Source organism: Granulicella sp. S190 (genome assembly GCF_009766095.1).
Classification (GTDB): domain Bacteria; phylum Acidobacteriota; class Terriglobia; order Terriglobales; family Acidobacteriaceae; genus Edaphobacter.
In genome coordinates this window covers 24,793-48,136 of record NZ_LMUD01000031.1, presented here as the reverse complement: position 1 = coordinate 48,136, position 23,344 = coordinate 24,793, and the positions used below count along the sequence as shown (strand labels likewise).

The 23,344-nt window shown below is 57.0% G+C and carries 23 protein-coding genes; 7 read left to right on the top strand and 16 right to left on the bottom strand.

Features of this window, described 5'->3' with window-relative positions; all coding sequences use genetic code 11:
- Positions 1 to 1,264, top strand: a 1,264-nt coding sequence (locus GSQ94_RS16025; protein ID WP_254063919.1) for a glutamine synthetase family protein, incomplete at its 5' end; no start/stop codon positions are given.
- A 96-nt stretch (positions 1,265 to 1,360) separates the two neighbouring features.
- Complete coding sequence (locus tag GSQ94_RS16020; protein WP_158944872.1) at positions 1,361 to 2,263, top strand: hypothetical protein; 903 nt, start codon at positions 1,361 to 1,363, stop codon at positions 2,261 to 2,263.
- Between the two features lie 192 nt (positions 2,264 to 2,455).
- Here GSQ94_RS16020 and GSQ94_RS16015 read toward each other — a convergent pair whose 3' ends face one another.
- The gene (locus tag GSQ94_RS16015; RefSeq protein ID WP_158944871.1) at positions 2,456 to 3,448 is read right to left on the bottom strand and encodes a hypothetical protein; all 993 of its coding nucleotides are present in this window, start codon (positions 3,446 to 3,448) and stop codon (positions 2,456 to 2,458) included.
- A gap of 125 nt (positions 3,449 to 3,573) precedes the next feature.
- Between GSQ94_RS16015 and GSQ94_RS16010 the strand changes: the two genes are divergently transcribed.
- From GSQ94_RS16010 to GSQ94_RS16000, 3 genes are all read left to right on the top strand, one after another.
- Entirely contained in the window at positions 3,574 to 4,974 is a 1,401-nt protein-coding gene (locus GSQ94_RS16010) for an NADP-dependent isocitrate dehydrogenase (protein ID WP_158944988.1), read from the top strand.
- Positions 4,975 to 5,179: 205 nt separating this feature from the next.
- Positions 5,180 to 6,109 (top strand): malate dehydrogenase, encoded by a 930-nt coding sequence (mdh, locus tag GSQ94_RS16005; protein ID WP_158944870.1) that lies wholly within the window; start codon positions 5,180 to 5,182, stop codon positions 6,107 to 6,109.
- 342 nt (positions 6,110 to 6,451) lie between these two features.
- Entirely contained in the window at positions 6,452 to 6,715 is a 264-nt protein-coding gene (locus tag GSQ94_RS16000) for a hypothetical protein (protein ID WP_158944869.1), read from the top strand.
- Positions 6,716 to 6,783: 68 nt separating this feature from the next.
- On the opposite strand, the gene GSQ94_RS15995 is transcribed toward GSQ94_RS16000, so the two are convergent.
- Together GSQ94_RS15995 and GSQ94_RS15990 are read right to left on the bottom strand one after the other, a co-directional pair.
- Positions 6,784 to 7,305, bottom strand: a complete 522-nt coding sequence (locus GSQ94_RS15995) for a peptidylprolyl isomerase (RefSeq protein WP_158944868.1) — start codon at positions 7,303 to 7,305, stop codon at positions 6,784 to 6,786.
- Positions 7,306 to 7,389: 84 nt separating this feature from the next.
- On the bottom strand, positions 7,390 to 8,130 hold the full coding sequence (locus GSQ94_RS15990; RefSeq protein ID WP_158944867.1) for a peptidylprolyl isomerase: 741 nt from the start codon (positions 8,128 to 8,130) through the stop codon (positions 7,390 to 7,392).
- 257 nt (positions 8,131 to 8,387) lie between these two features.
- Here GSQ94_RS15990 and GSQ94_RS15985 point away from each other — a divergent pair, with 257 nt between their 5' ends.
- A complete protein-coding gene (locus GSQ94_RS15985) occupies positions 8,388 to 8,687 on the top strand; it encodes a putative quinol monooxygenase (protein WP_158944866.1) in 300 nt (99 codons plus the stop codon).
- A 22-nt stretch (positions 8,688 to 8,709) separates the two neighbouring features.
- Here GSQ94_RS15985 and GSQ94_RS15980 read toward each other — a convergent pair whose 3' ends face one another.
- The 10 genes from GSQ94_RS15980 to GSQ94_RS15935 form a co-directional block, all read right to left on the bottom strand.
- A complete protein-coding gene (locus tag GSQ94_RS15980; protein ID WP_158944865.1) occupies positions 8,710 to 9,867 on the bottom strand; it encodes a dipeptidase in 1,158 nt (385 codons plus the stop codon).
- Positions 9,868 to 10,355: 488 nt separating this feature from the next.
- Positions 10,356 to 10,751 (bottom strand): heme-binding protein, encoded by a 396-nt coding sequence (locus GSQ94_RS15975; protein WP_158944864.1) that lies wholly within the window; start codon positions 10,749 to 10,751, stop codon positions 10,356 to 10,358.
- A gap of 557 nt (positions 10,752 to 11,308) precedes the next feature.
- Positions 11,309 to 12,079: a succinate dehydrogenase iron-sulfur subunit gene (sdhB, locus tag GSQ94_RS15970; RefSeq protein ID WP_158944863.1), complete on the bottom strand. Its 771-nt coding sequence runs from the start codon at positions 12,077 to 12,079 to the stop codon at positions 11,309 to 11,311.
- Between the two features lie 318 nt (positions 12,080 to 12,397).
- Positions 12,398 to 12,598, bottom strand: a complete 201-nt coding sequence (locus tag GSQ94_RS15965) for a hypothetical protein (protein ID WP_158944862.1) — start codon at positions 12,596 to 12,598, stop codon at positions 12,398 to 12,400.
- 109 nt (positions 12,599 to 12,707) lie between these two features.
- On the bottom strand, positions 12,708 to 13,100 hold the full coding sequence (locus tag GSQ94_RS15960; RefSeq protein WP_158944861.1) for a hypothetical protein: 393 nt from the start codon (positions 13,098 to 13,100) through the stop codon (positions 12,708 to 12,710).
- Between the two features lie 48 nt (positions 13,101 to 13,148).
- A complete protein-coding gene (gene sdhA, locus GSQ94_RS15955; protein ID WP_158944860.1) occupies positions 13,149 to 14,924 on the bottom strand; it encodes a succinate dehydrogenase flavoprotein subunit in 1,776 nt (591 codons plus the stop codon).
- Between the two features lie 316 nt (positions 14,925 to 15,240).
- On the bottom strand, positions 15,241 to 16,056 hold the full coding sequence (locus tag GSQ94_RS15950) for a succinate dehydrogenase (protein ID WP_158944859.1): 816 nt from the start codon (positions 16,054 to 16,056) through the stop codon (positions 15,241 to 15,243).
- 161 nt (positions 16,057 to 16,217) lie between these two features.
- Positions 16,218 to 16,832: a non-canonical purine NTP pyrophosphatase gene (locus GSQ94_RS15945; protein WP_158944858.1), complete on the bottom strand. Its 615-nt coding sequence runs from the start codon at positions 16,830 to 16,832 to the stop codon at positions 16,218 to 16,220.
- Positions 16,833 to 17,113: 281 nt separating this feature from the next.
- Positions 17,114 to 18,424, bottom strand: coding sequence for a hypothetical protein (locus GSQ94_RS21680; protein ID WP_256369982.1), 1,311 nt, complete (start codon positions 18,422 to 18,424; stop codon positions 17,114 to 17,116).
- A gap of 237 nt (positions 18,425 to 18,661) precedes the next feature.
- Positions 18,662 to 18,988, bottom strand: coding sequence for a hypothetical protein (locus GSQ94_RS15935; protein ID WP_158944856.1), 327 nt, complete (start codon positions 18,986 to 18,988; stop codon positions 18,662 to 18,664).
- A 131-nt stretch (positions 18,989 to 19,119) separates the two neighbouring features.
- On the opposite strand from GSQ94_RS15935, the gene GSQ94_RS15930 reads away from it, so the two are divergent.
- Positions 19,120 to 21,438, top strand: coding sequence for a TonB-dependent receptor (locus tag GSQ94_RS15930; RefSeq protein ID WP_158944855.1), 2,319 nt, complete (start codon positions 19,120 to 19,122; stop codon positions 21,436 to 21,438).
- A 27-nt stretch (positions 21,439 to 21,465) separates the two neighbouring features.
- Here the strand turns inward: GSQ94_RS15930 and GSQ94_RS15925 are convergent, their stop codons facing one another.
- From GSQ94_RS15925 to GSQ94_RS15915, 3 genes are read right to left on the bottom strand one after another with little or no spacing between them, the layout of a single operon-like run.
- Positions 21,466 to 22,227, bottom strand: coding sequence for a flagellar motor protein MotB (locus tag GSQ94_RS15925; RefSeq protein ID WP_158944854.1), 762 nt, complete (start codon positions 22,225 to 22,227; stop codon positions 21,466 to 21,468).
- Positions 22,224 to 23,009 carry a flagellar motor protein gene (locus tag GSQ94_RS15920; RefSeq protein ID WP_158944853.1) on the bottom strand — a complete coding sequence of 262 codons (786 nt, stop codon included), beginning with the start codon at positions 23,007 to 23,009 and terminating at the stop codon, positions 22,224 to 22,226. Before GSQ94_RS15920 ends, GSQ94_RS15925 begins: the two co-directional genes overlap by 4 nt.
- Positions 23,010 to 23,036: 27 nt before the next feature.
- Positions 23,037 to 23,315, bottom strand: a complete 279-nt coding sequence (locus GSQ94_RS15915; protein ID WP_158944852.1) for a flagellar FlbD family protein — start codon at positions 23,313 to 23,315, stop codon at positions 23,037 to 23,039.
- Positions 23,316 to 23,344: the final 29 nt, after the last annotated feature.

Below are 23,344 nucleotides of genomic sequence, written 5' to 3'. Positions count from 1 at the left end.
GTTCAGCGATCTCGAAGGCCGGCTGCATATGCTGGACTATGACAAGAAGTTCCTGGTGAAGAGCTACGACAACCTTACGTTCGACGGCTCGTCCATTCGCGGATTTACGGCGCAGCGGGAGAGCGACCTGCGGCTGGGAATCGACTGGAGCGCGTTTTACTGGGTGCCGGCGGATGTGTTTGGCGCGGGCAAGGTGATGGTGTTCGGCGAGGTGATCGATAAGAACGGCGGGACGTATAGCGCGGATATTCGCGGCGTGCTGAAGGAGTTTTCGAAGGATCTGTTCGACAAGCAGGGATACACCCTGAATGCGGCGAACGAGATTGAAGGATTTTTGTTCGAAGGGATTGACGCGGAGCGGAGCTACCACGAGCTCGGCAGCTTTGAGTATGTGAATAAGGGTGGGTACTATCACTCGCTGCCGGGCGATCCGCTACGGGAGTTTATCGATACGACGGCTGAGGTGCAGCGGGCGATGGGCTTCGAGAATGAGAAGGACCATCCCGAGGTTGCGCCTTCGCAGTTTGAGATCAACTACACCTATGGTGAAGTCGTCGCGGCTGCGGATCAGATTCAGCTTTATAAGCTGATCTGTCGACAGGTGGCGACGCAGATGGGGATGACGGCGAGCTTCCTGCCGAAGCCGGTAGTCGGCGTGAATGGCAGCGGCATGCACACGAATATCTCGATCACGAAGGGCGGAAAGAATATTTTCTGGGATCCGAAGGGCGAGGAGAAGATCTCGAAGTTGGCGTGGCAGTTTACGGATCGCATTTTGACCCATGGCAACGATATCTGCCTGCTGTTGAATGCAAGCGTGAATGCGTATCGTCGGCTCGATCCTCACTTTGAGGCGCCGAACCAGATCAAGGCTTCGGCTACGGATCGCGGGTCGATGGTGCGGATTCCGATTGGGAACGAGAAGTCTGCGCGAGTGGAGGTGCGTTCGGTGGGACCGGATGCGAATCCTTACCTGGTGCTGTACTCGATCTTCAAGAGCGGGTTGCATGGAGAGACTTCGCGGATCAAAAACCTGCGGCAGGCGGAGCGGTATCTGCCGGACAACATCTACACGGCGATTGAGAACTTCCGTGGTGCGGAGTGGACGACGACTCTGCTGGGTGAGGATGTGAAGGGCCGTTATGCTGATCTGAAGCAGGCTTCGGCGGACCGTTGCGCGAGGCTGCTGGGGACGATCGTGAAGGCTCCTGAGGTGCAGTTCCACCACGATGTATATAACCAGCTGCTTTGGAATATTTTCTAGTTTCGGAACAGATTTGAGCGAGGGCCGGTGAGAGATCATCGGCCCTTTTTCTTTTTGATGGTTGCGAAAGATAGCGCGTGCTAGAGTTTTAGAAATATGAAAACTTGGGCCCTGTTGAGTTTCACGGCTTGTGGAATTAGTTTGCTGCTTTGTGGTTGCGGTGGGGGAAGTAATCCGGCGGTTGTAAGCCCATTGGCGGGAAACTGGCTTCTTGTCGGGCCGATGCCGACGAATGTGTTCTCGATTTCGCCTGCTCCTTCTCCTCCGGGCCAGGTCAGACTTGCGGTGACCTTCGATGTGGCAGGGGACCAAGTGATCGCGGGCGGTTTCGGTAATAGTTTCTGCGACAACAGTCAGGGATCGTTCGGGTTTGGGGACGTGGCATCAGGGATTCTTGCAAAGGATGGGAGCTTTACGGCGACTCCGGAAAACAATTCTGCTGAAGCGATATCGATTACGGGTACGGCTCCTCAGAAAAGTGGAGAGCCTTGGTCAGGTAGTTACGCTGTGTCTTTGGGTGGCCCAGTTACGCCTGCGTGCGATGCGAATCTTTCAGGAACCTTCACGGCGACGTCGTTTCCATTGGTTAGCGGAGTCTATGTTGGAACAGGGAGCACACTGGCGGGCCAGAATGGCGTTCCGAAGGCCGTGCCGGTGACGCTTCAAGTGACGCTGCAGCAGGGCGGCATAGTGACGAATCCGGGGAATGGGGCGGCTTCGAACTATTTCAGCAACGCTTTGCTCATAGGCAATATCAAGGTACAGGGATCTCCTTGCTTCAGTTCGGGAGAGACGCAATCAACGCCTGCAAGTAGTGTCATCGGTAATATGGTGAGTGCAAGATTCCTGATGGATGACGGGTCTACGCTTATCCTTGAAGGCGCGTTGACCGATGTTACGGAAGGCCACATCTCTACGGGCATCATTCTGGTCCAGGGAGGGAAGTGCGGCAGTCCCACTAATACTATCGTCCTCTTCGGGCTGGATCGTCAGAGTTGATTCAGTCAAGAGATGTCTGCGCTTTTCGTTGACACGGATTGTGTTGTTGCATTTTGCTTCTGTTGTGTGGACGGAACAAACACGCACGTGCGAGGTGCGTTGCCACTCGTCTCGCGCGGATGGTTTGTTCGGTCCGCATGAGACGAGTGGGCGTTCTTTGTTATTGATCTTTCGAAGTATGTGAGACCGCGGCTATTGAAGGTCAGGCAGCGGGGCAGGGTGGACATTCCCGGTGTCAATCTGCTCTTTCCATCTCTTCCATCCTGGCGAGATGGTTTCCAGGGTATCGATGACCTGGTCTGTGTCGAGCTTCGGTCCACCTTTGGGGAACGCTGTGCGCACTTTGCGGAGGAAGTCTATCCCTTGCTGCTGGTAGATCTCAAGCAGTCTTTGGTCGAGAGCGAACTGATACCACGCATAGTTGTTCGGCTCCTTTGAAGTTAGCTCCGAGTATTGGGATTCGAAGTAATCCAGAGAGGTGTGCGGATGAGGTGTTTTGAGACCTGCACGCCAGAAGATCTCATTAGCGATAACTTCCTTCGGACGCTTCGCCTTCAGATAGCTATATCCAATGTAGCTAGCGAGAAATTCGCGGAACCACTTTACCTGTGGGTCGATTTCAAGCAGGCGGAAGACGACGTGTCCGATCTCATGTGTGCCGATACCATCGCCGCCTCTGAACTCGAGGTCCTTCCACTTGCGTCCGTGGGCCAGGGCTTGCTTCAGGGTCGCTGGATCGAGGTCAGATTTGTGCGGGAAGGGTACTGTGGTCACAGTTTGCCATTCGGCAGGCATGATGAAGACCCCTCGGTACATGGACGGAACGCCATAAGGAAGTTTGCCGGATACTTGAGGCCACTGTTTCTCGTCGATCACAGCTAGTGTGATGGGAGGGAAGTCGATTTGAAATTGCTGATGATAGAACTCGGTCTCGCCGCCAATCAGCTTTTGAAGAGACTTTGCGCGGGCTTTGTTGCCGGGAGTGTAGAAGGTTGGCAGGGAGCCGGATAGTAGTGGGTCGGGAAAGGCCTCTAGTGCACCTTTTCGGTTGGCGCCCCAGAACGCAGGGTCGTCCACGGTAGGAACCTCCAAGGCATGAAGAGGGATAGAGAGGAGGAGTGCAGCGATCGAAGAGATTTTGGAGATAGTGGATTTTTTGAAAGGGAGGAAGGTAAAAGCGAACATAATTAATGCTCTTCTTTTAACTCTTCGTTGTCGAGAGATGCTCAACGATTTCGCGAGGTTGCGTTGCCACTTGTCTTGTTGAGGTGGTAGCCTCGGTCTTCGATTTCTTCTCGGAGACGATGACGATGCAAACGAGCTACAACGGAATTTCAGTGCCGGCGAATGGGCAGGCGATCGAGTACAACAACGGGAAGTTTACAGTTCCCGATCATCCGATTATTCCGTTTATCGAAGGGGATGGGACGGGACGCGATATCTGGAAGGCTTCGCAGCGGGTGTTCGATGCGGCGGTGGCGAAGGCTTATGGCGGGAAGCGCTCGGTGGCGTGGTACGAGGTGCTGGCGGGAGAGAAGGCGTATCGCCAGACGAAGAACTGGCTGCCGGATGACACGGTGAAGGCTACGGTGGACTTTCGTGTGTCGATCAAAGGACCGCTGACGACGCCTGTGGGTGGCGGGATTCGCAGCTTGAATGTTGCGCTACGGCAGTTGATGGATCTGTATCAGTGTGTACGGCCGGTGAAGTACTACGCTGGCGTGCCAAGCCCGGTGAAGCATCCGGAGAAGCTGGATGTGGTGATCTTCCGTGAGAATACGGAGGATATCTACGCAGGGATCGAGTTTCGACAGGGAACGCCTGAGGCTGACAAGTTCATTGCGTTTGTGAATGATGACATGCTGAAGGGAACCAAAAAGAAGATTCGACTGGACTCGGGTGTGGGGGTGAAGCCGATCTCGATTACGGGATCGAAGCGGTTGGTGCGAGCGGCGATTCAGTATGCGCTGGACAAGAAGCGCAAGACCGTGACGCTGGTGCATAAGGGAAATATTCAGAAGTTTACCGAAGGAGCGTTTCGCGAGTGGGGCTATGAGGTTGCTTCGCAGGAGTTTCGCGACCAGACGGTGACGGAGCGGGAGAGCTGGATCCTGGGGAACCTGGAGGCGAATCCGAAGCTGACTGCGGAGGAGAATGCCGCGTTGATTGAACCGGGGATCGAGTTTGCGGCGAAGGAGTTTGGCGAGGAGGTTATTGCCGAGGTGAAGCAGGTGGTGGCTTCGATTGGCGACTCGCATGGCGGCGGGAAGTGGAAGAGCAAGATTCTGGTGAATGACCGGATCGCTGATTCGATCTTTCAGCAGATTATTCTGCGCCCTGAGGACTACAGCGTGTTGGCGACGACGAATCTGAATGGTGATTACATTTCGGACGCGGCGGCGGCACAGGTTGGAGGGTTGGGGATTGCGCCGGGTGGGAATATTGGCGATGGGTATGCGGTGTTTGAAGCAACGCATGGGACGGCTCCGAAGTATGCGGATAAGGATGTGATCAATCCTGGGTCGGTCATTCTTTCGGGCGTGATGCTGTTTGATTTTCTCGGCTGGACGGAGGCTGCGCGGTTGATTGAAAGCTCGATGGAGAAGACGATTGGGCAGAAGTTCGTGACGTACGACTTTGAGCGTGGGATGCAGGGCGCGACGAAGGCGAAGACGAGCGAGTTTGCGACACGGATGATTGAGAACATGTAGAACGACCGCGGATTTCGCGGATGATCGCGGATAAAAGCGTAACGGTGATCAAAGGGATAGAGCTGATAAAGTCGATTGCCTGCCCGTGCGGCTCGTGGTTTCGCGTTCGGTATTCGGTAAATCTGGGGTCGATGCGTGTTGAGGCGGCGGTGCGGCACTAGAATTGATGTAGCGAGTGAATCGGCTTTGATAGGGAGATGATTGGATGCGGAAGAAGGTAACGATTGTTGGGTCGGGGAATGTTGGCGCGACGGCGGCGCATTGGATTGCAGCGAAGGAGTTGGCGGATGTGGTGCTGCTCGATGTAGTTGAAGGTGTGCCGCAGGGCAAGGCGCTCGATCTGTTGCAGGCTATGCCGATTGAGAAGCGCGACTGCAGCATCATGGGGACCAATGATTATGCGGATACCGCGAATTCTGATGTGGTGGTGATTACGGCTGGGATTGCGCGTAAGCCTGGGATGAGCCGCGATGATTTGCTGACGACGAATCATGGGATTATGTCGAAGGTTGTGAGTGAGGTGGTGAAGGCGTCACCGAATACGATCATCATCGTGGTATCGAATCCGCTGGATGCGATGGCGCAGACGGCGTTCAAGCATGCCGGGTTTCCTCGCGAGCGCGTGATTGGAATGGCTGGGGTGTTGGACTCGGCTCGGTTCCGCACATTTATTGCAGAGGAGTTGCAGGTGTCGGTGGAGAACGTTACGGCGTTTGTGCTTGGTGGGCATGGCGACACGATGGTCCCGTTGTCGCGCTACTCGACTGTTGCGGGAATTCCGATTACGGAGTTGATTGCGCCGGATCGGCTGAAGGAGTTGGAGACGCGCACGGCCAATGGTGGTGCGGAGATCGTGAAGCATCTGAAGACGGGGTCGGCTTACTATGCTCCGAGCGCTGCGGCGGTTGAGATGGTTGAGGCGATTCTGAAGGATAAGAAGAAGATCCTGCCTTGTGCGGCTTATCTGCAGGGGGAGTATGGAATTTCAGGGCTGTATGTCGGCGTGCCTTGCAAGCTTGGGGCGAAGGGACTGGAGCAGATCATTGAGATCAAACTGACTCCGGAGGAGCAGGCTGCGCTGCAGAAGAGTGCGGATTCGGTGAAGGAGCTTTGCACTGTGATAGGGGTGGCTTAGTAGATCGCGGCTAGTGCGAATAACACGACGAAAAAAGCCCACTTATCGAGCGGGCTTTCTTTTCGAATAGCGAGGAATGATACGAGAATGATTTGGCGCGTGAGGTTGGGTCATAATGGTCCAATGTTGAAGTTCCTATGCTGCGCTTCACTGAACTTCTTTCTTGCGACTTGGACTTTTGGGCAGACTCCAGGGGCGTGCCGAGACCAAAAGGTGACCTATGGATCGGCTCCTGCATTCATTCAAAAAAGGATTAGCCTGACGCGGTTGGACGCTTCGGCTAAGGTTGCTACTTCTGGGAACAGGGTTTTTTCTCCGGAGGGGAATCGATGGTTCATTAGTGTGAGCCCTGACTACTCCAAAAGTGGGCCTCGAACCACGACACTGTATATAGGCAACCGCGCAGGCGGCGCGGCTGCGCTGCAGGCTAGGTTCACTGATGACGATAAGGATTTCGCGGCGAATTGGATTAATGACAAGCTCCTCTTTATCCAGGTGTGGTGGGGGCGAATCACCTCGAGCGATTTGATTCTCGACGTGGACAAGGGAACATTCCTCTATGACGAGTTCGCAAACTATGGGGAGCTTGTAGAACCCTGCCATTGAATTTTAATGAGGAGCTTAAAAAGCCCGCTCGATTTGAGCGGGCTTTTTATATGTTGCGAATGAAAGTTTTAGGCTACTCGTTCGATGGTGACGGATTCGAGGACTACTGGGGTTTTGGGGCGGTCCATGCCGTCTTTGCTGACTTTGCTGATCTTCTCTACTACGTCATAGCCTTCGACTACTTCACCGAAGATGGTGTGCTTGCCGGTGAGCCAGCTGGTGTCGGCTACGGTGATGAAGAATTGGCTGCCGTTGGTGTTGGGGCCGGAGTTGGCCATGGCGAGCTTACCCTTCTCCTGGAAGCCGTGCTTCGAGCCTTTGGTCTCGTCGGCGAACTTGTAGCCGGGGCCGCCCATGCCGGTGCCTTCGGGGTCGCCGCCCTGGATCATGAACTGAGGGATCACACGATGGAAGATGGAGCCGTCGTAGAGCTTGGCGCCCTTCTTGCTGCGGCTGTTCCACTCCTTGGTGCCTTCGGCGAGGCCGATGAAGTTGGCTACGGTTTCGGGTGCGTCTTTCTCGAAGAGCTCGCAGACGATGGTGCCTTCGGTAGTTTTGAATGTGGCGTAGGTGCCTGGTTTGGTTGCCATTTGAATCTCCTTGCAGTGAAAGGTTCAGGTTAGTTGCTTTGTTAGCAGAGAGGCGTTTCCGTTGAGATCGCGGAGGCCGGAAGCTTATTTAGGTGCGGGGGCAGCAGCAGGCGTTGCCACCGCGGCGGGTGCGGCTGGCAGCGGAGGAATGGGTTGGCCTTCGCGCACGATAGTGACCCTTGTGATGACGACCGGGGTAAGTGGCTTGTCGCTGGAGTCGCGTTCGACGCGGGCGATGGAGGCGACGAGCAGGGCGGTGTGGGCGTCGCATTGGCCGAAGATGGTGTGCTTGCCGTTGAGTTGGGGAACCTCGGTCTCGGTAATGAAGAATTGCGAGCCGTTGGTGCCGCCGCCAGAGGGACCGGGGCCGGCATTGGCCATGGCTAAGAGGCCGGGCTGGTCGAAGGTGAGGTCGGGGTCGATCTCGTCCTGGAAGAAGTACCCGGGGTCTCCGGTGCCGTCGCCGACGCGGTCGCCACCCTGAATCATGAAGTTGGGGATGACGCGGTGGAAGGTGGTGCCGTTGTAGAAGGGCTGGTGGTGCATCTTCTGCAGGGTTTTGGGGTCGGTCCAGTCCTTAGTGCCCTCGGCGAGGCCGATGAAGTTGGCGACGGTGACGGGGGCTTGCTTGTCGTAGAGCTTGCAGGCGAGGCGGCCCATGGTGGTGTCGATGATGACGGTGGGACCGGTGGGCACGACGGGGGCTTTCATGTTGCTGGTGGTGCTGGGGGCGTCGGGAAGAGCGTCGGCTGGGGGCGTCGGGGTTGACTGTGCCTGGGCAGATACGGCGAGGGCCAAGGAGAACGCGAGGGTACGAAGCATCATGCGGTTTGTAGCTCCAACAAACAGGCTATCGTAGACGGGGCAGATGGGGCAATCTCACGAGGCCTGGTGAGGATGTGTCTGGTGAAGTTACAGACTTGCTATTTTTCACTTACTTTTGTTATTAGCCGAGGCTTTTGTCTCTGACTTTTATGGGTGATGTCTTTCTTTTGTCATTGCAGGCTGGAGACGATGAAAGCTCGTCTGCACCCGTATCTTCTGGATGCATTTTGCATCTCATTGTCTGGAGGGAATTTGAAATGGCGAAGTTTGCGTTGTATGCGGAGTTGAAGGCAAAGCCGGGTAAAGAGGCGGATGTTGAGGCTTTTTTGAAGCAGGGTGCAGAGATGTCCAAGGCTGAGCCGGGAACTGTTCACTGGTATGGCTTCAAAGAAGATAAGGGTGGATTTTATGGGGTGTTCGATACTTTCCACGACGAAGCGGGCCGTGATGCTCACCTGAATGGCGAGATTGCGAAGGCTCTGATGGCGAATGCGGAGACGCTGTTCTCTGAAGCTCCCAAGATTCACAAGATCACTCTGATTGCGGAGAAGGTTTAGCTCTCGCTCGGTATCAGATCGATTATGGGTTGTGATCGGAGGCGGCTTGCACTTCGCGGAAGACGCGGAGCAGGTTGCCTCCGAGTAGTTTGTGCATGTCTTCGGCGGTGTAGCCGCGAGCCATGAGGGCGGCGGTGACTTTGGGTAGGTCGGCGGCGGAGTCGATACCTGCCGGTGGGACGGGGATGCCGTCGAAGTCAGTGCCGATGCCGACGTGATCGATGCAGGCGACTTTGATGACGTGATCGAAGTGATCGATGAGGGAGTTGAAGGGGGCGCGGCCGATCTTTGCAGCGAACTCGCGGTCGATCTTGTCGGAGGCGGTGTAAGGAACGGGCAGGCCCTTGGCTTTGTATTCGGCTTCGAGGGCTTTCTGTGCTTGCCTGCGTTCAGGCTCCTGTGCGGCCCAGGCCTTACGCCAGTTCTCGTCGATGAAGGCAGGGAAGAAGTTAACCATGACGACGCCGTTATTCTTCTTCATAGCGAGGAGCATCTCGTCGGTCATGTTGCGTGCGGCGTGGGTGAGGGCACGGGCGGAGGAGTGCGAGGCGATGATGGGTGTGCGTGTGGTGGCGATGACATCCCAAAACGTTTTGTCGGAGACATGGGAGATATCGACCATCATGCCGAGGCGGTTCATCTCGGCGACGACTTGTTTGCCGAAGGGGGTGAGGCCGTTGTGGTGTGGAACTTTTGCGTCGTCGATGTCGCCGGACGAGTCGGCCCAGTTGTTGGTGTTGGACCAGGTGAGGGTCATATAACGAACGCCCAAGCGGTAGTAGTCGCGGAGGAGGCCGAGGTCGTTCTCGATGGAGTGGCCGCCTTCGATACCCATGAGAACGGCGAATTTGCCCTGGGAGTGCGTGGAGATGATGTCGTCGGCGGAGACGCAGAGAGCTAGTTTGTCGGGGTGTTTGCGGACCTGCTCTAGGGTCCCGTCGATGAGCGAGAGAGTGCGGTGGGCGCTGGCGTTGGCGGGATATTGGCCGGGATCGACCCAGATGGAGAAGAACTGCGCGTCGAGGTTGCCCTGCTTTGCCGAGTCGTAGTTGAGCATGCCGCCGTTGAGGGGATCGGTGAAGTCCCAGTGCTCGTCGACGAAGCGTTGAGGGGTGTCGGCGTGGGTGTCGATGACGATGGCGGATTGATGGACGGCGGCGGGATCTGTCTTGGGAGTCATAGGGTTTACTGCGGATTTATTTTGTGAGGTGGCATTGAAAGCGGTGAGCAGCAGGGCGGAGGCTAAGAGGCCGCGTTTGTGCATGTTTGAACACCGCGCTTTCACGTCATCAGGATAGGTGATTGTAGCAAGGGCAATCTTCCGATCTTTCCGCTGATTTTAGGGGCAACCTCGTGAACGGCGCACGCCATCTGTCTATGCAGAGGTGATGTATGGCACAGGGTATGGATTCTACGAAGACCGGAGCACGTCCTTCACACGAAGCGATTGAGTCTGACACGTCTGCGACGGAGGAGGGCAAGACAGATCAGCAAAAGATGGATCATGTGGCGATGGAGAGCGCGAAGAGGGCAGAGAACCGAATCCACTCTAATGAGGAGCGAACTCCAGGAAATTCTATTTTTTCGAAGTAGCAGGTTGAAGAGGTTGTACGTTAGAACAGGTACGCCGCGCGGGTCAGCGGGCGTACCTGTCTTGCATTTAGGGAATTACAGGGCGGCTGCGCCTGCTTCGGCTACGGTGTGGTCCTGCACTCCGGATCCTCCGCTGACTCCGATAGCTCCGACTACCTTACCTTCCTGCTTGAGAGGGATGCCGCCGGCGAAGATCATAACCTTACCGTCGTTCGAGGCATGGATACCGAAGAACTGGTTGCCGGACTGCGAGTGATCAGCGAGGTCTTTCGTGGGGATGTCGAAGGCGCGAGAGGTCCAGGCCTTCTTTTGAGAGATGTCGATGGAGCCGAGCCAGGCGTTGGTCATGCGCTCGAAGGCGATGAGGTTACCGCCCTCGTCGACTATGGCTACGTTCATGGGCTGGCCGAGTTCTTCGGCTTTCTTTTCTGCTGCTGCGATGATGCGGCGTGCGTCTGCTAGTTGGATCATTTTTTCTCCTGATAATAAGCTTAGCGGTTTACGCTTGCGGTGCGTGCGGAGGAGTGTGTTTTCACAATGGGCGGAGCGAAATTTACATTCCCAAAATAGAGAAAGACGCTGGGCTACTTTACTCGTATCTGATAGCTCGATTGAATGCATGTATATATGGTGTCGGGCTTCCGATGGTCGCCGCATAGTCAGCGGGACTCTTTGGCAACGGGAAGGGTCAACCGTTGAGAAGAATCTCTTGATTATTCTCATACCCGCCGAATTTCGACCCCCAAATATCAGAGGTCACTTGGACCGTTGGCTTGCCTTGTGATGAGACAAGATTGCAGAAGTTGCCGGTACGATCTGCATACAAATTTCCTTCTGACGGGGAATCGACAAAGTGGAGGACTACAGCTTGTTCTGGAAAGAGGGGAAAGTGAGTGGTGCACTCCCAGGACATTGAAACCGTTACGTGCATGTGCCTGGTCCTGGAACCGTCAATCACGTAGTAACCGATTGCACAAAGCAAGAGCAGCAAAAGTCCCATCAGAACGCGTTTGGGACGAGTTGTCATGTCAGCGGGCGAAGAGGTCTTTGACTTGTTGGATGAAGACGTCGCGGCCCATGTCGGAGATGGCTTCGGTGAGGGGGAGCTGTTTGGGGCAGGCCTGGACGCAGTTTTGCGCGAAGCCGCACTCCTGGATGCCGCCGTCTCCGGCTAAGGCGCGGAGGCGTTCTTCTTTGAGGACGGAGCCGGAGGGGTCCATGTTGAAGAGCTTGGCCTGGGCGATGGTGGCGGCGCCGACGAAGTTGGTGACGTCGTTGAACTGAGGGCAGACCTCCATGCATATGGTGCAGGAGATGCAGTTGGAGAGGGGGTAGCGCTGCTCCTGAATTTGCGGAGCCTGGCGGGGGCCGGCGCCGAGGTCATACGAGCCGTCGATGGGGACCCAGGCTTTGACCTTCTTGAGGTTTTCGAAGAGGACGGAGCGATCGACGGAGAGGTCGCGGACTACTGGGAATTTGCTGAGGGGGGCGAGGGTGATGGTCTGATCTTTGTTGGGGCCGGTGAGCTTGTCTACCAAGGCGGAGCAGGCCATTCGGGCTTTGCCGTTGATGAGCATGGCGCAGGAGCCGCAGATCTCCTCGAGGCAGTTGGAGTCGTAGGTGATCGGCGTGGTCGGCTTGCCTGAGACATCGACGGGGTTGAGCGCGATTTCGCCGAGGAGCGAGGTGATGTTCATGCCCGGGCGGTAGGGGATCTCGAACTTCTCGGTGGTGGCGTGGGCGTCCGGGGTGGACTGGCGCTTGATCTCGACTTTGATGGTGCTCGCGGCTGTTGCCATTCTTAACTCCCTGTACGGGTCAAATTTCTAATCGTTGAAAAGGTCGATATGAGTCCGGCGATGATCAAAACCAAACCAACAAATTGGACAAGCTTCGGATTGCTCTTTGCTTCATGTATTACTAGCGACGGCTTATAAATAAGAAAACCGCCAAAAATTACCGCACCGACCTGCCTTGCCGGGCACACGTATTCAAACGCGAGACTCTGAGTCGATAGCATCAATTCACACGCCCGGGCCTGCAGATATCCTGTGCCTTCGGCGTGGGGGTGAGCTGGAGGCGATTGATGCCGAGGATTGCAGCCGCTAAGGATGGAGCTAGAAGGAGCCTGTTTTGTGGAGGCGTTCTTTCTCCAGGGTGGCGACTGCTATGCCTTCGTTCTTGCTGACCGGTGGGCGGCCCTTGAGGGCCATGGTCCGCTCGTTGGGGTGAAGATGCGTGGTGTAGAGATACATATACGCCATGACGGCTGCGAATATGACGGACAGCGCGATGTAGACGAGAGTGATGTGTTCCATGCCCGGTTAGATGTGGTGCGCGGGTTTTGAGGAGATACGTTGGTTGCATCTTGTTCGAACTTCTCCGGGAATAAAATCTCTTTCCCCTTTGCTTCTTGTTGAGGCGTCGCTACTCCGAGAAGCCCGTAACAGTACAGCGCCAAACGGTTTTGTCCGGCAAAACAACGTCATATTCCTGAAATATTGGGGAGTCGCCCATATTATGAGGATCTTTCACAAGGCGTGCCTGGTGATCTCCGAGCGGTACGGATTGAAAAGGAATCTCGTGGTTTCCTCGCAGTTCAACCTTCTTTCCATTGAGGACCGCATCTGCGTAGATAACGTCTGCGGTCTCGCCGATGGCGAAGGAATCTCCGCGATAATGTACTCCTGAGAAGTGCACGGTGATGGGGAACTTCTCTGACGACTTAGCGTGCGGCAGTTCTTGCGCGAGACGTGCCTTCTGGCCATACATTGCTAGCGAGCAGAAACAAAATGCCAAGACAACAAAGGATTTTTTCACAAACTTGCCTCATTGAATCTATCGAACCTGATCTATTTAAAGTATGCGTTACGCGGTGGCGTCGTAGCGGCGGGGGCGTGGGGTGATGTGGCTGATGTCTACGTCTTCCAGTTCGAAGGCGGGGGCGTCGTTTTTGTAGCTGGCTTTGGTGGTTTTGAGGAACTTTTCGTCGTTGCGGTCGGGGAAGTCGGGTTTGTAGTGGGCTCCGCGGGACTCGTCGCGGAGGCGTGCGCCCTGGACGATGACGCGGCCTAGTTGGAGCATGTTCCAGAGCTGGCGGGTGAAGGCGAAGCTGGTGTTGGCCCACTGGCTCTTGTCGGAGAGGTTGATGTTGCGGTAGCGGTCGAGGAGCTCGACGAGCTTGGCGTCGGCTTCGTCGAGGCCTGCGTTGTAACGGATGATGGTGGCGTGCTTGGTCATGGTCTCGCCGAGTTCGCGCCAGATCTTGAAGGGGTTTTCGGTGCCGGGGTTGTTGAGGAGGAGGCTGTTGAACTCCTTCTGGCGCTGGAGCTCGGCGGCGTGGCCACCGTCGCCCTCCTGCGCGGGGAGGGCTTTGGCGTAGGCGATGGCTTGCGGGCCGGCGACGAAGCCTCCGTAGATGCAGGAGAGGAGGGAGTTGGCGCCGAGGCGGTTGGCGCCATGGATGGAGTAGTCGGCCTCGCCTGCGGCGAAGACGCCGGGGATGTTGGTCTGCTGGTTGAAGTCGACCCAAAGGCCGCCCATGGTGTAATGCATGCCGGGGAAGATCTTCATGGGGACTTCGCGGGGGTCGTCGCCGACGAACTTCTCGTAGATCTCGAGGATGCCTTCGAGCTTGTGGAGGCGTTCTTTCGAGAGGTGGGTGAGGTCGAGGTAGACCATGGGCTGGCCGTCGATGCCCATGCCGTGTTCGTAGACGACTTTGAAGATGGCTCGGGTGGCCACGTCGCGGGGGACGAGGTTGCCGTACTTGGGGTACCACTCTTCGAGGAAGTACCAGCGGTCGGACTCGGGGATGGATTTGGCTACGCGCTTGTCGTTCTTGTCCTTGGGGACCCAGACGCGGCCGCCTTCGCCTCGGGCGGACTCGGACATAAGGCGGAGCTTGTCTTCGCCGGGGATGGCGGTGGGGTGGACCTGGATGAACTCGCCGTTGGCGTAGAAGGCTCCCTGTTGATAAAGTGCTGATTGAGCTGATCCGGTGCAAACTACTGAATTGGTGGACTTTCCGAAGATGGCTCCGTTGCCTCCGGTGCAGACGATGATGGCGTCGGCGGGGAAGGTGCGGGTGTCCATGGTGCGGAGATCCATGGCGGTGATGCCGCGGCAGGCGCCCTTAGAGTCGAGGACGGCGGAGAGGAACTCCCAGCCTTCGTACTTGGTGACTTTGCCTTCGGCTTCGTATCTTCTTACTTGCTCATCCAGTGCATAAAGCAACTGCTGGCCGGTGGTTGCTCCTGCAAAGGCGGTGCGTTGGTAGAGGGTGCCACCGAAGCGGCGGAAGTCGAGGAGGCCTTCGGGGGTGCGGTTGAAGGGGACGCCCATGCGGTCGAGGAGGTCGATGATGGCGGGGCCCTGGGCGGTCATGTTTTTGACGGGGGTCTGGTTGGCGAGGAAGTCGCCGCCGTAGATGGTGTCGTCGAAGTGCTTGAGGACGGAGTCGCCTTCGCCTTTGAGGTCCTTGGCGGCGTTGATGCCTCCCTGGGCGCAAACGGAGTGGGAGCGCTTGACGGGGACGATGGAGAAGAGGTCGACCTTGCCGCCGGCTTCGGCGATCTTAATGACGGCGGCTAGTCCGGCTAAGCCGCCGCCTACTACGATGATTCTGGGTGTTGCTGCTGCCATTGATCGACTCCCTATCTAGTAGTCATTCATTTTTTGTGCAGTTGATGGAAAGCCATAAATATCGTAATAGCTAGGTAACTGAGCCATGCAACCCATGCAACCGACTTAAGCAGCTTGTTACGGTTCCGTATCGGGCCTAAAGGCAGGCTCTTATCAATTTGCCGTAGCGCTTGCGCGTTCCAAAGAAGATTTACGGTAGGTTCGATCAGGCGATTTTCCAGTGCGAATCTTTTCAACATGGATATGCGCACCCAGTCACAGATGATTCTGGTAGCGAAGACCACTATGAGGCCCACAAGTAGAGATACACGCAACGTCATTGAATCTGACCAGGTTGAGACGGATTTGTGAAGTTTGATGGTGGGACGGTTGGTGCGGGCAGGTCGATGCCGGCGGGTTGGGCGGGCATTACGTTGGCGGGGGCGTTGGGGTACTTCCAGACGACGGCGTAGATGCTGGCCAGGCCCATGAGGCAGAGAGCGAGGCCGAAGGCGGTGCAGACGTAGCCGAATCTCTTGCGGGCCTTTTCGCCGGGGGTGATGCCCCACTTGGCGGCGAAGAGCCAGATGCCGTAGGCGAAGTGCCAAGTGGTGGCGATCATCGCGATGACGTAGATGGCGAGCATCCAGGGGTTTGAGAGTTCAACCTGTACTTTATGGAAAGCGGCGCCGGGGTTCTCGGGGAGAGAGATGCCGCTGAAGCGCTGTCGCCAGACGTGCTGGACGATGTAGAGGAAGGCAATGATGCCGGTGATGCGCTGGGAGACGTACATCCAGTTGGAGGCCCAGGGGTAGACGTTGACGCTGACGCGGCCGCGGAAGGCGATGAAGAGTCCGTAGAGGGCGTGGAAGGCGAGGGGGATGAAGATGAAGGCCCACTCGAGGACGCGGACAAGCGGGAGGGAGTTGAGGAACTTGACCTGCTGGGCGTAGGCGAGGGGGCCGTTGAGGGTCTCGAAGTTGGAGATGATGTGCTCGACGAGGAAGGCGCCGATGGGGACGATGCCGGAGAGGGAGTGGAGCTTGTGCCAGAGGAAGGAGTTGCCCTGGCCGGCGCGGAGTGGCTGGACTCCACCTTTGAGCCCGTGATTCTGAGGGGCGGCAGGAGGTGCTGGCGGGGCGGCGGTGGCCATGGGGACTCCTTGGGATCGTGATGGATGCACTGTGAGAAGGAAATAGTGCAGCACCGCGATTATTCCGCCACGGTCAGACCAGCGTCAAGGAAAGTGAGGCTATTTGTGCGGTTATCGTGATGTTTGTGCGATTAAGTTGAGTGAGACTGAATTTGGAGCGGTTAGAGGTTAGCGGATAGCTCTTCGAGTAGGGCGCTGAAGGCTCGGCCACGGTGACTGAAGATCAGTTTTGTGGCGACGTTCAGCTCGGCCATGGTTTTGTGCTGGCTGGGGAGATAGAAGAGCGGATCGTAGCCGAAGCCTTCTGTGCCTCGGGGGGCGGGGAGGATTTCGCCTTCGACGGCTCCGTGGCCGATGGCGAGGATGTGGCCGTCGCGTGCGGCTGCGAGGACGCAGTGGTAGCGGGCGCTGCGCTGGTTGAGGGGAATGTCTGTGAGATTGGAGATGAGGAAGAGATTGTTGCGCTCGTCTGGGGTTGCGTTCTGGGGATCGGTGAAGTGGTGGTCGTCGGCGTAGCGGGCGGAGCGGACGCCGGGTGTGCCGTGGAGAGCGTCGACTTCGAGGCCGGAGTCGTCTGCGATGACGATTTCTCCGGGGGCGTGGTGGGAGTAGTAGATGGCTTTGAGGCGGGCGTTGCCTTCGAAGGTGGGCTCGTCTTCGGCTGGAGCGGGGATTTGTTTTAGGTTGGGGAGCGGCGTGAGCGTGATTTGTGGAGATGCCGCAGCGGCGAAGTCTCGGAGCTTGCCGGGATTGGTGGTGGCGATGTAGAGATGCATTCTTGTATTGGTATACCTTGTTGGGTTGGGTGGAGGGCGGGAAGCAGGCAACTGCAACCGCAGATCCCTACGGGATGACAACTAAAAGAACAGACAACAGCAAGAGCAACTGCAAAAGCAGATCCCTACGGGATGACAACCAAGAGAACAGGCAACTGCAAAAGCAACTGCAACTGCAACCGCAACTGCAACTGCAACTGCAGTTCCCTACGGGATGATAACCAAGAGAACAGGCAACAACGGAAGCAGGTGCTTTCGTTGGGTTCAGAAGGTCCAGTGTTTTATCGCGTGATTCGGAAGCGGACGAATGCTACCGCTCCGAAGGGGTGGGCTCCGTAGGTTGAGATGAGGGGGGCGGGTGTGGTGTAGGTGGTGAACTGGGCTCCCGGGGCGGCGAGAAGGTGTGGGGCGATGCGGTAGTCGCGGTCGTAGCCGAAGGAGTAGGCGGCTACGTGGCCGAGGGGGGATTCGGTGAAGTTGGGTGGGAGTGTGGAGCCGGGTGAGATGAGGAGTTCGTTGGAGCGGCCGGCGTTTTCGATGCGCGTCCAGATGTAGTTTCGAGTGCGGAAGTTGAGGAGGGATTCGAGGAGATAGCTGTTCTCCTTGCTGTTGTCGGTGAGGGATTTTGTGCGACCCCAGAGGAGGGTGTTCGACCAGTTTCCGGAGTGTGTGCCGTCGCCGGTGGTGTGGCCGAAGGGGCGGTTATATATGACGGATGCGGTCTGTCGCTGCTGGTCTTCTTTGGGGTAGAGAGCCTCTGGGCTGACGATATGAGCGATGGAGTACTGGCTGCTCCAGTTTCGCGTGGGCGCGAAGGTGACGCGAGAAGAGTAGCTGTCGATGGCGTGTCCGTTGGGGGAGGGTTGGAAGCCCCAACGTTGCTCGGTGGGTTCCGCGCCGTGGAAGCCGGACTCTTCGAAGCGGAGCCAGCGCCAGGTGATGCCGCCGGTGAGGACATTGAAGGCGATATGAGTGGAGTCTTCCTGGTGGTGGCCGAGGGCGGCGAGAGGATCTTCGGAGGCTGAGAGGCGATGGGGATAGGCGGTGGGGCCGATGGCAGGATCGCCAACGGGCGCTGCGTAGAAGCTGAGGAGAGCCTGCTTGCCGAGGCGGATGTCGTATAGGGCGGCGACCTCCATGAAGAAGTCGTGTGGGTGCTGGCCGTCGATGATGGGTTTGCCGAATGCGGTTTCGCCTTGCTGGAAGAGCTCCGGGAACTGACGGTCGGAGATGGTGGCAGGTTCGAGCGAGAGCATGGTGCGGAGGGTAAGCTGGCCGGGGCCGAGTTGGCGCATGGCCATGGGCATGATCCAGTTGGTGGAGTAGAGCTTGTCGCCGCCGCGAGCGTTGGCGGGGGTAGTGCAGGCGAGGTCGAGCTGGGCGCAGGCTGTGGGGGACGGGCCGGCGGGGTTGGAGGCGGCGTGTTGTTGCGTGTCGGAGATGGAGGCGGTGCCGTGGAGCATGAGCATCCGGCCGCGGTAGTTGCGCATGAGCATGGAGACGGGGGTTGAGGCCGGCTCGGCGCTGGTGCCGGAGGTGGTGTGATTGAGGATCGCCTCGATGAGATCTGAGGGAGGCTTCATCATGTTCATGTCCATTTTCATGGAGTTCGACTGTATGGACGTTTGGGTGGAAGACGTGGCCATTCCTGACATGTCTGGCATGGAGCTTTGCGTTGTCTGAGAGAGAACGAAAGACGGACTGCAGAGCGCCATGGAAAACAGGGCGGCTGGGACGAGAGCGCGCATGAAGTTCCTTATCTTGAGTGCTGCGTTTGTCGGGAGACAGCGTAGTAGATCGCTGCGACGCGGCGATTGCTCAAGAGAAGATCAGATGCGGAGCGGAGTTAGAAGTAGGGGAGGCGATGGAGCGACGCGGGGTGGGACAAGGGTGGAGGGGGAGTAGACGATCTCTTCAGGAACTGAGGGGAGTGAGACTAACTCGAGATGGGCTGACGACTTCTGCACTGTGGCGACAGCGGATGGCTGGCCGTGGGCGCTGCAGCAGGTGGGAAGCTGGTGGTTATCAGGAGATTGTTTCGGGCATTGATCGCACGCGGACTGCAAGGGTTTTGCAAGCGTTACGCAACTGGCTGAACTGACGAGGAGAGTCAGAAGGCAGAAGAGCGTCGCGAAGATATGGAGGGACTTCTTCATCTCTATCTCATTGGACGCAGTATCTTAGGAAGTGGATACAGGTTGCGCCGAATTTTTGGAGCTGATACGTGAATACGTGGAGCCGGGGCTTAATGCGACTATAAATCCAATAAGGATGAGTTCTGTTTGCGATGAAACCAGCCTTCCTACTTCTGATGTGTTTTGTTGCATGGCCACTCCTTGGTCAGGTCAATACAGGCGAGCTTCGGGTTAAGGTGACCGACGCGAATGGACTTGGCTTGCAGGTCGCTATCTCTGTCGTGAGCGAGGCGAACCAGTACTCTAATGAACTTGGTACGAATGAAGAAGGCATGGTCAGGTTCAAGACGCTGGCGTACGGTGTGTACCGACTGAAGATCGAGAAGCCGGGTTTCTCAACGACGGAGAACAGTGTTGAGATCAGGTCCGCGATTCCAGTGGACCGAACATTTCAGCTTGCACTTGCTCCGGTCAGTACGGTGATCCAGGTGAGCAGTACGGGCACGTTGATCGATCCAAGCCGTCCGTCTTCCATCGTGCAGATTGGCACGATACAGATCGAGGACAGAGTCGCGTCGCTTCCTGGGCGTTCGGTGCAGGATCTGGTCAACTCTCAGCCTGGCTGGCTCTACGAAGGCAATGCGGTTCTTCATCCGCGCGGCTCGGAGTATCAGACGCAGCTGGTTGTCGATGGGGTGCCTCTCACGGACAACCGCTCGCCGGGGTTCGGCCCCGAGATTGAAGCGGACGATCTCGATTCAGTCAGTATTTACACTGCGGGGTTTCCGGCGGAGTACGGAAGAAAACTTGGTGGAGTGGTTGAGCTCAATACCAAGCGCCAGGCGCAGGCTGGTTTGCACGGTCAGCTGGTACTCGGCGGGGGGAGTTATGACACACTGCAGTCTTTCGGCGAGGTGCAGAAGACGTGGAGCAAAGATTCATTGTTCGCAAGTGGATCCGGCAGCTCTACCAGTCACTACCTCAATCCGGTGGTGCCTGAAAATTTTACTAACAAGGGCACAACGGGAGACTTTGCGGTTCGGTACGAGCGTGATTTTACGGCGAGCGACCGCCTCACTTTAAGTGTTCGCCATGAGCTCTCACGATTCGAGATTCCTAACGAACTCCTTCAACAGCAGGCCGGTCAGATTCAGAACGGCGACAACTTTGAAACGATAGGCTCGGCGAGTTATCAACATATCTTCTCTCCTAACCTGCTGACGAACATTGTGGGTATGGTTCGCGATAACGCAAACGATCTCTACTCCAATCCGCTGTCGACTCCTATTGTGGCGTTTCAGAAGAACAGCTTCAGGGAGGGTTATTTCAAGGGTACGGTCTCTCTTCACCATGGCAATCAGGAGTTCAAAGCCGGAGTCGAATCGGATACCACGTTTCTGCACGAAAACTTCAGTTACACCATTACCGATCCTACCCAGTTCGATGATGGAACTCCGGTGACTCTGCCGCCGTTTGTTCAGAGCAGGCCAGATCTTGAACAGTCCGCCTTCGTCGAAGATCTTATTCGGCTGGGGCGATGGACCGTCAGCGCAGGGCTGCGCTGGGATCATTATCAGCTGCTGCTAAATCAGAACGCGTTTAGTCCGCGTGTGTCGGTGGGGCGCTATCTTCCGTCACTCAACACGGTCTTCCACGTCTCGTATGACCGCATCTTTCAGACACCTTCGAATGAAAATATTCTTATTTCAAGCTCGGGTTACATTCAGTCTGTGAATCCCGAGGTGTTGAAGTTGCCAGTGAAGCCGTCCGAGGGCAACTATTACGAGGGTGGGCTAAGCAAATCGTTTGGAGAGAGGCTGCGGCTCGACATCAATCTCTATCGCCGCGACGTTCGCAACTATGCCGATGACGATCAGCTTTTGAATACAGGGGTGAGCTATCCCATCGCTTTCGACAAATCAGTCATCTATGGCGCAGAGGGGAAGCTCGACCTAGTGCACCTGGGGAAGCTTACCGGGTATGTGAGCTACTCGTACATGGTCGGCAATGTTTGGTTTCCGGTCACGGGAGGACTGTTTCTTGGAGACGATGCGAATGCGGCACTCACCCAACTCAGCGGGCATTTTCCGGATTCGCAGGATCAGCGCAATACGGTTCGGACGCGCTTCAAATATCAGCTTCTGTCGCGGGTATGGTTGGCTGCGGGGCTTCTGTCTGGCTCCGGCCTCCCCTTCGAGTATGAGGGGTCGCAGGAGGATGCACTTGCGCAGTATGGCCCCAGCGTCGTGAACAGGCTGAACTTCGATCGCGGACGGGTGGACCCTGCTCTGTCGGTACAGGCGTCGTTAGGCGCGGATGTGTTCAAGAGCGAGAGGATCAACTCCCGACTTCAGGTGGATGGCGACAACTTGAACAACCGCCTGAACGTCATCGATTTTGGCGGTCTCTTCTCGGGCAATGCTATTGGGCCGGCACGTAGTTTTACGATTCGACTCAATACCAGTTTCTGATTGCCTAGAGGTGAGCTTGCGAAGAGATCAGCGAGGCGCAGCGATCGGATGCCGCAAGAGGATAATGTCGACGCGGCGATTTTGAGTGCGGCCATCTTCAGTAGTGTTGCTGGCGATGGGGTGAAACTCGGCGTATCCGGCGGCGGCCAGGTTGGCTGGATGAATGGGGGCGCGTTCGAGCATGAGCCGCGCGATCGCTGTGGAGCGTGCGGTGGATAACTCCCAGTTGCTGGCAAATTGCGCTGTGTGGATAGGGACGTTATCGGTGTGGCCTTCGACGCGGAGCGGGCCGGAGGGAAGAGTGTTCGCGAGGATCGAGATCATAGGGATTGATGCGGGGCGGATTTCGGCTGACCCTGAGGGGAAGAACCCGGCTTCGTGAAGAGAGATGACGAGTCCGTCGGGGGTGATGCGCATGGCGATGCCGCCGGGAGGGATGCCGCCTGAGGCTACCTGCTCGTCGATGAGTTTGCGCAGGCGTGCTTCTGTCTGCTCGAGGGTCTCGTTGCTGGTGGAGGGAAGCGGAGGCACGATAGCTGCTGGCGTGGAGTTGGTGAGAGATGCGGCGTTGATGTCGGTAAGAGGCGGGATCCTGGAGTGGGCATCGAAGGTGCCGAGTGGAGTGAAGGCGGTCTGCATCGCTTCAGAGAGCTTGAGCTGCTTCTTCTTGTCGGATTGGCTGGAGGCGAAGAGGACGACGAAGAAGGCGAAGAGCAGGGTGATGAAGTCGGCATAGGAGACCAGCCAGCGCTCGTGGTTGACGTGTTCGGGATGTTTTTTTTTGCTCATGCGCCAACCTCAGCAGACTTGCCGGGTTTGGGGGGATGCGAGTCGAAGAGGTAGGTGCGAAGTTTCGTCTCGATCATCCGCGGGTTCATGCCTTCGAGGATGGAGATTATGCCTTCGAGCATCATCTCCTTGATCATCTGCTCTTCGCGATGACGGAACTTTAATTTGCCTGCGGCGGGGAGGCAGATAAGGTTGGCCATGGCGACACCGTAGATGGTTGCGACGAAGGCGACGGCGATGCCGCGGCCTACCTCGTCGATGTTGGATAGGTTCTTCATGACCTGGATGAGACCGAGGACGGCGCCGATGATGCCGACGGTGGGGGAGTAGCCCCCTGCAGCTTCGAAGACAGCTGGAATCTTTTCTTCAATCTCGGATTTGTTGTCGAGTTCAAGCTGCATGATCTTGCGGACTTCGGTGGGCTCCGTGCCGTCCACTGCGAGCATGAGGGCCTGTTTGAGAAAGGGATCCGAGACGCTGGGTAGATCTGCGTCAAGTGAGACGATACCGCTTCTGCGGGCCTTATTGGCGAAGGTGACGATCTGTGCGAGGGTGGCTTCGCCGTTGGAGCCTTTGTGGAGGAAGACCTTGACGGCGGCTTTGATGGCGGCGAGAAAGATGTTCATGGGAAACTGCAGCATGACGGCGCCGACGGTGCCTCCGATGACGATCATGGCCGCAGTGGGCTGAGTGATCTGGGCGATGCTGCCGCCCTCGACCATCATGCCGGCGAGAATGCCGATGAGGGCGAGTGCGATGCCGCCGATGCTGGCGAAGTCCATGGGTCTCCTCTTCCGGGGTGAAGATGATTATTCCTGTGCGGCTTTTTGATTCTGGTCGCGAATGAGCTGGTCGGCCTCGTGGGCAGATCGTGCAATGAGAGCAGGTGCGGCCTCAGGCCAAGCCTTGCGCAGAACTTCGGCGCGGAACTCAAGGGCGAGTTGCGAGACTTCGCCGCAGGGTTCAAGGACGAGAAGCTTTTCACCTGTGACCAAGGTGAGGACGGTGTCGGGTGCGGCTTCGGCGTATTTGATGAGGTCGCAGTTGACGGCGAGAGGACTACCGTTGAGGCGTGTCAGTTGGATCATGTGTGTGGAAACTCCTCCCGGATCTTTCA

Coding starts and splice junctions, on each gene's coding strand:
- GSQ94_RS16020 (WP_158944872.1), top strand. CDS start 1,361: ATGAAAACTTGGGCCCTGTTGAGTTTCACGGCTTGTGGAATTAGTTTG.
- sdhA (WP_158944860.1), bottom strand. CDS start 14,924: ATGGCAGCAGCAACACCCAGAATCATCGTAGTAGGCGGCGGCTTAGCC.
- GSQ94_RS16015 (WP_158944871.1), bottom strand. CDS start 3,448: ATGTTCGCTTTTACCTTCCTCCCTTTCAAAAAATCCACTATCTCCAAA.
- mdh (WP_158944870.1), top strand. CDS start 5,180: ATGCGGAAGAAGGTAACGATTGTTGGGTCGGGGAATGTTGGCGCGACG.
- GSQ94_RS15950 (WP_158944859.1), bottom strand. CDS start 16,056: ATGGCCACCGCCGCCCCGCCAGCACCTCCTGCCGCCCCTCAGAATCAC.
- GSQ94_RS15980 (WP_158944865.1), bottom strand. CDS start 9,867: ATGACTCCCAAGACAGATCCCGCCGCCGTCCATCAATCCGCCATCGTC.
- GSQ94_RS15915 (WP_158944852.1), bottom strand. CDS start 23,315: ATGATCCAACTGACACGCCTCAACGGTAGTCCTCTCGCCGTCAACTGC.
- GSQ94_RS15990 (WP_158944867.1), bottom strand. CDS start 8,130: ATGATGCTTCGTACCCTCGCGTTCTCCTTGGCCCTCGCCGTATCTGCC.
- GSQ94_RS15935 (WP_158944856.1), bottom strand. CDS start 18,988: ATGAAGAAGTCCCTCCATATCTTCGCGACGCTCTTCTGCCTTCTGACT.
- sdhB (WP_158944863.1), bottom strand. CDS start 12,079: ATGGCAACAGCCGCGAGCACCATCAAAGTCGAGATCAAGCGCCAGTCC.
- GSQ94_RS15965 (WP_158944862.1), bottom strand. CDS start 12,598: ATGGAACACATCACTCTCGTCTACATCGCGCTGTCCGTCATATTCGCA.
- GSQ94_RS15925 (WP_158944854.1), bottom strand. CDS start 22,227: ATGAGCAAAAAAAAACATCCCGAACACGTCAACCACGAGCGCTGGCTG.
- GSQ94_RS15995 (WP_158944868.1), bottom strand. CDS start 7,305: ATGGCAACCAAACCAGGCACCTACGCCACATTCAAAACTACCGAAGGC.
- GSQ94_RS15930 (WP_158944855.1), top strand. CDS start 19,120: ATGAAACCAGCCTTCCTACTTCTGATGTGTTTTGTTGCATGGCCACTC.
- GSQ94_RS21680 (WP_256369982.1), bottom strand. CDS start 18,424: ATGAACATGATGAAGCCTCCCTCAGATCTCATCGAGGCGATCCTCAAT.
- GSQ94_RS15985 (WP_158944866.1), top strand. CDS start 8,388: ATGGCGAAGTTTGCGTTGTATGCGGAGTTGAAGGCAAAGCCGGGTAAA.
- GSQ94_RS15920 (WP_158944853.1), bottom strand. CDS start 23,009: ATGGACTTCGCCAGCATCGGCGGCATCGCACTCGCCCTCATCGGCATT.
- GSQ94_RS16010 (WP_158944988.1), top strand. CDS start 3,574: ATGCAAACGAGCTACAACGGAATTTCAGTGCCGGCGAATGGGCAGGCG.
- GSQ94_RS15945 (WP_158944858.1), bottom strand. CDS start 16,832: ATGCATCTCTACATCGCCACCACCAATCCCGGCAAGCTCCGAGACTTC.
- GSQ94_RS15975 (WP_158944864.1), bottom strand. CDS start 10,751: ATGATCCAACTAGCAGACGCACGCCGCATCATCGCAGCAGCAGAAAAG.